This window comes from Corynebacterium sp. (assembly GCF_030535495.1).
In the GTDB taxonomy this organism is placed as follows: domain Bacteria; phylum Actinomycetota; class Actinomycetes; order Mycobacteriales; family Mycobacteriaceae; genus Corynebacterium.
Genome location: NZ_JAUNRW010000031.1, coordinates 1 through 5,456, shown reverse-complemented (window position 1 = coordinate 5,456; position 5,456 = coordinate 1). Strand labels below are relative to the sequence as shown.

The 5,456-nt window shown below is 69.7% G+C and carries 6 protein-coding genes; 3 read left to right on the top strand and 3 right to left on the bottom strand.

Features of this window, described 5'->3' with window-relative positions:
- The 3 genes from Q4F73_RS05760 to clpS form a co-directional block, all read right to left on the bottom strand.
- Positions 1–941 (bottom strand): P1 family peptidase (locus Q4F73_RS05760; RefSeq protein WP_303358405.1); only part of this gene is annotated, 941 nt, incomplete at its 3' end.
- Between the two features lie 4 nt (positions 942–945).
- Positions 946–1,470, bottom strand: coding sequence for a DUF2017 domain-containing protein (locus Q4F73_RS05755; RefSeq protein WP_303358404.1), 525 nt, complete (start codon positions 1,468–1,470; stop codon positions 946–948).
- A gap of 19 nt (positions 1,471–1,489) precedes the next feature.
- Positions 1,490–1,822 (bottom strand): ATP-dependent Clp protease adapter ClpS, encoded by a 333-nt coding sequence (gene clpS, locus Q4F73_RS05750; RefSeq protein ID WP_303358403.1) that lies wholly within the window; start codon positions 1,820–1,822, stop codon positions 1,490–1,492.
- 143 nt (positions 1,823–1,965) lie between these two features.
- On the opposite strand from clpS, the gene Q4F73_RS05745 reads away from it, so the two are divergent.
- From Q4F73_RS05745 to Q4F73_RS05735, 3 genes are all read left to right on the top strand, one after another.
- Complete coding sequence (locus Q4F73_RS05745) at positions 1,966–2,505, top strand: CAP domain-containing protein (RefSeq protein WP_303358402.1); 540 nt, start codon at positions 1,966–1,968, stop codon at positions 2,503–2,505.
- Positions 2,506–2,546: 41 nt separating this feature from the next.
- The gene (locus tag Q4F73_RS05740; protein WP_303358417.1) at positions 2,547–3,881 is read left to right on the top strand and encodes a nicotinate phosphoribosyltransferase; all 1,335 of its coding nucleotides are present in this window, start codon (positions 2,547–2,549) and stop codon (positions 3,879–3,881) included.
- Positions 3,882–3,891: 10 nt separating this feature from the next.
- Positions 3,892–5,456: ATP-dependent DNA helicase (locus Q4F73_RS05735; protein WP_303358401.1), on the top strand; the 1,565-nt coding region annotated here is incomplete at its 3' end.

The window sequence follows — 5,456 nt, the reverse complement described above, 5'->3', positions numbered from 1 at the left end:
ATTGCGGACCAGACCCCGAGGCCGTGACCGGGCGCCGCCGACACCACGGCGTCGACCACCGCCGCCTGCACCACATCCGCCGCCGCGGCACACAGGCCATGGAGCACCTCCACCCCGACCCCGACCGGCTCCGCGGCCGTGGTCACCGCGAAAAGGGTGTCGCCGTCGAGCGGTGAATGCGCCGGACGGACCGCCCGCGCGATGCCGTCGTGCCCGACCATCGCCAGGCGCTGCAGCTGTGCCGCGGTGACGGGGGCATCGGTGGCCACCACCCCGATGGTGGTGTTGAGTGCGGACGCCGGATGCTCGAGTGCGGCGAAGGCCGCCAGATCCACCGCCGGGCGCGCCGGATCACCCCACAGCAGCCCCGTGGCCGGGTCGATGACCGACCCCACCGGGTTGGCCACCACCAGCGCCGCCACCGTGTACTCCCCCACCGTCACGGATGCCTGTCCGACACCTCCACGCAGCACCCCGGCCGTCGCCCCGCAGCCCGCGCCGACGCTACCCCGGGCCCGGGCGCTCGCACTGTCCGCATCGAGGGCGGAAGCCACCGCCGCCGCACCGTCTGCGGCCCCCGGGCGATGTCCCGGGTCCCCGACGAACAGATCGAAGATCACGGCTGCCGGGACGATGGGGATCCGCGGACCTGGCTGCCCCTCTCCCAGCACGGGAAATCCCCGCCCGGCGCGCTCGAGTTCCCGCATCGCCCCGTCCGCGGCGGCCAACCCGAAGGCGGAGCCTCCCGCCAGCACGATGGCGTGTACTCGTTCGACGGTGTTGTGCGGGGCCAGCAGATCGGTCTCGCGCGTGCCCGGCCCACCACCGCGCACGTCCACGGCGGCGACCATGCCGCCGGGGTCGGCGGCAACGACCGCGGTCACACCGGTGTCCCCGCCGGATGCGTGACCGACGAGGACACCGGGGACGTCGATAAGCACGATGTCAGCCCATCATCGCCGTCAGCAGACTGTCCTGGTTGAAGCCCAGCCACTCGACGAGGGTGTCCGCATCCTCGTCGGCATCCTCTGCGGAGGAGAGGTAGAGGCGCAGGTCATTGAGGCCGGCGAGGAAGGCGTGGGCCTCCTCCTCGGTGAGGGTGATCTCCACTCCCCCGTCCGGCCCGACCTTTTCGGCGACCACCTGCAGGTTCTGCAGTTTCGCCCGGCAGATGTCGTTCTCGTGCAGGCTGCGCAGGAGGGAATTGTCGCCTTCGTACTCCTCGTCGCCCGCCCGCTCGAAATCGGGCAGCAGGCGCGCCATCCCGGCATCGTCCGGGGCGTCCTTGTGCCCGCTGGGGATGCCGGTGAGCTCGGCGAGATCATCCTGGGGGGCGGACTGGGCGCGCCGGATGATCGCCTCGCTCACCCCGGAGACGAGGTTGCCCAGCACCTCCCGCTCCATCGGTTCCAGCACCGTGTGGAACCGGGCCGCCCGCATGAGGCCCTTCTTCTTACGCCACGCCTGCACGTCCGCTCCTTAAACCCTTCTATCCCGCCTGCTGCATCGTGGCCCACAGGCCAGCGGTGTGCAGCTTCTTCACGTCGCCTTCGACCTTGTCCTTCTCCCCGGAGGAGACGACGGCCTTGCCTTCGGTGTGGACCTGCATCATCAGTTCGGTCGCCCGCTTGCGGCCGTAGCCCAGCACCGTCTGGAACACGTAGGTGACGTAACTCATGAGGTTGACCGGGTCATCCCACACGATGCACAACCACGGGAGGTTCTCCGCCGTCGCGACATCGACCTCGATCTGCTCATCAAGCTCCGGGGTCGCCATGGGGGATCCCATCCCGGGGACGCTCATCGACACTGGACCAGTCATGCCACACAGCCTAGTCAACCCGCGTCAGGGCGCGCAGTATCCGTGCGCCGCTGCGCATACCCCGGTGGTGTCCGCACCCGGCACCGAGTAGGTTGACTTATCAGTCCGTTCCATACATCCGAGAGAATCCAGGAAGTGATCCCGTGTTCCGTCAGCGTTCCCATCCGTGGTACACGCCGCAGGGTTTCATGGATCTGCTGCCGAACGTCAGCGTTCTGCTCACCGTCGCCGGCCTGCTGGCCGCACTGCTCATGGCGGTGCTGCCGAACAATCCGGCGACCGAGGATCCGGGGGATCCGGACACCGGGTACGTGCAGCCTGATCCGCAGACCCAGGAGTCTCTCGAGCAGATCCGCCGCGACATCAACGCCGCCGTCATCGAACTGCGCGACAAGGAGGGCGTGCCCCCGCTGCTGCCCGCCCCGCACCTGCAGTTGGCGGCCCAGCGCCTGGCGGAGCGCTCCGCCGTCGCAGGCCAGCAGCTGCCCTCCGACAACAATGTGACGATGGTGCAGCACCATCTGCCGGTGGCGGAGGCCTCGGGTCACGCCTTCCTGAATGCCTGGTTGCACTCGACGGCCCACACCGAGGCGCTTCTCGACGCCCGCTACGTCTTCTCCGCCGTCGGGGTCGCCATCGGCCACGGCGAGGTGTGGGTGGCGGTGCAGCTCTCGGCGGAGTAGCCCGCCGCGGATATACAGTGGTCGGTGTGAACCACAACGCACTGAACCCCGGAGCGGCGTCCGTGCCGCCGAATCGCTCGACGTCCCTGCTGACGGACATGTACGAGTTCACCATGCTGCAGGCGGCCCTGCGCGACGGCACCGCACACCGGCAGTGCACCTTCGAGGTGTTCGCGCGTCGCCTGCCCAATGAACGCCGCTACGGTGTCGTGGCCGGTACCGCCCGTGTCCTGCGCGCGGTGCAGGACTTCTTCTTCACGGAGGATCAGCTCCGGCACCTGGAGTTCCTCGACGAGGAGACGAAGGAGTTCCTGCGCAACTACCGCTTCACCGGCCAGATCGACGGCTACCGCGAGGGGGATCTGTACTTCCCCTACTCCCCGTTGCTCACGGTGCGCGGCACCTTCGCCGAGTGCGTGATCCTGGAGACGGTGATCCTGTCGATCATGAACGCCGACTCGGCCATCGCCTCGGCCGCGGCCCGCATGGTCACCGCCGCCGACGGTCGCCCGATCATCGAGATGGGCTCGCGCCGCACGCACGAGTACGCCGCGGTGACCGCCTCCCGCGCCGCCTACATGGCCGGGTTCACGGCGACCTCGAATCTGGAGGCCTCGCACCGCTACGGCATCCCGGCCTCGGGCACCGCCGCGCACGCCTGGACGCTGCTGCACATCAACGACGACGGCACCCCCAACGAGGAGGCCGCCTTCCGGGCCCAGATCGACTCGCTCGGCGTGGGCACCACCCTCCTGGTCGACACCTACGACATCACCCGGGGCGTGAAGACCGCCATCGAGGTGGCGGGACCGGAGCTCGGTGGTGTGCGCATCGACTCGGGTGACCTCGGAGCCGTCACCCGCCGCGTGCGTCGCCAGCTCGATGAGCTCGGTGCCCACAACACGAAGATCGTGGTGTCCTCGGACCTCGATGAGTTCGCCATCGCGGGTCTGCGCGGCGATCCGGTCGATGTTTACGGAGTGGGCACCTCGGTGGTCACCGGGTCCGGGGCGCCGACGGCCAGCATGGTCTACAAGCTGGTGGAGGTGGACGGACACACCGTCGCCAAGCGTTCCCGCGGCAAGGGGATGACCGGCGGCACGAAGCAGGCGATCCGCACGTACCGTTCCTCCGGGGTGGCCGTCGAGGAGCTGGTGTTCCCGTTTGCTGCCGAGGCCCCCGACACCGGCCACCTGAGCTCCACGGAGCTGACGGTGCCGCTCATGCGTGACGGGCAGGCCGTGGACGATCTGCCCTGCCTCGAGGAATCCCGCGCGTACCTGGCCAACCAGCTGCTCACGCTGCCGTGGGAGGGTCTGGCGTTGTCGCGGGATGAGCCGGCCATCGGTACCCGTTTCGTCGGTTTCCCCGAGTAGGCTCGGCTGGGTGAACCAGCAGGAGGAACCCTTGTCGCAGACCACCGAGGCGCTTCTCGACGCCGCCGTCACCGCCCTCGGCGGTTCCCGGCGCCAGGGGCAGGTGGCGATGGCGCAGGCGGTCACCCGCGCCCTGGACAGCGAGCGGCATCTGGCGGTGCAGGCCGGCACCGGTACCGGTAAGTCCCTGGCCTACCTGGTGCCCTCGATCCGTCATGCGCAGGCCACCGGTTCCTCGGTGATCATCTCCACGGCGACGATCGCCCTGCAGCGGCAGCTCGTCGAGCGGGATCTGCCCCGCCTGGCCGATGCGCTGGAGCCGGTGATGGAACGGCGCCCCACCTTCGCGATCCTCAAGGGCCGCTCCAACTACGTGTGCCTCAACCGCATCGGCGCGGCGGAGGAACCGCAGGACGCCCTCATCGATGAGGCCGATGTCTCCTGGCTCGGCCGTCACGTCGCCCGGGTCCACGAGTGGGCGCAGGAGACCGAGAGCGGGGACCGCGACGACCTGGAACCCGGAGTGCCCGACCTGGCGTGGCGTCAGGTGTCGGTCACCGCCCGGGAGTGCCTGGGAGCCACGCGCTGCCCCCACGGCGAGGAGTGCTTCGCGGAGGCCGCCCGCCGCCAGGCACACGAGGTGGACATCGTGGTGACCAACCATGCTCTCCTCGCCATCGACGCACTGGCGGACATCGACATCCTCCCCGAGCACGAGGTGGTGATCATCGACGAGGCCCACGAACTCGACGGCCGCATCACCTCCGTGGCCACCAACGAGCTCTCGCGCACCGCCCTGACCCTGGCCGCCAAGCGCGCCGGCAAACTCGGTGCCGACGGCCGCGACGACAAACTGGTGGAGCTCACCGACGACTGGATCGCGGCCGCCGCCCTCCTGGAGGCCGGCCGGTGGAACGACATCGACGAGGCCGCCCGCGGCCCCCTGTCCGGTCTGCGCGACGGCCTGTGGTCGGTCCGCGAGGCCATAGCCCGGGCCCCGGAGGGTGAGTCGGCCAACGACCCCGAGAAGTACGCGGAACGCCAGAACCTGGCCAATCACCTGCAGGAGCTGCACGACGCCATCGTGCGGGTGCTCACGGTGTTCGACGAGACCGACCCGGCGTCGCAACGCGATGTCGTGTGGCTCGACCGCGATGACCGCCGTGGGGATGTCCTCATGGTCGCTCCCCTGTCAGTCGCCGGGTTGCTGCATGAGCGGCTGTTCGGCGAACAGACGGTGGTGCTCACCTCCGCGACGCTGACCATCGGCGGGCGTTTCGACGCCATGGCCGCCGCCTGGGGGCTGCCGAAGGGCACCTGGGACAGCCTCGATGCCGGCACCCCCTTCGACCCGCGGAAGTCCGGCATCCTCTACACCGCCCGGCACCTGCCGGACCCGGGCCGCGACGGACTGTCGCCGGAGACCCTCGATGAGATCCACGATCTCATCATGGCGGCCGGGGGTCGCACCCTCGGGCTCTTCTCCTCCCGCCGGGCGGCGGAACAGGCCGCGGAGGCGATGAAGCTGCGCCTGCCCTTCGACGTCTACTGCCAGGGCGAGGACACCACCGGGGC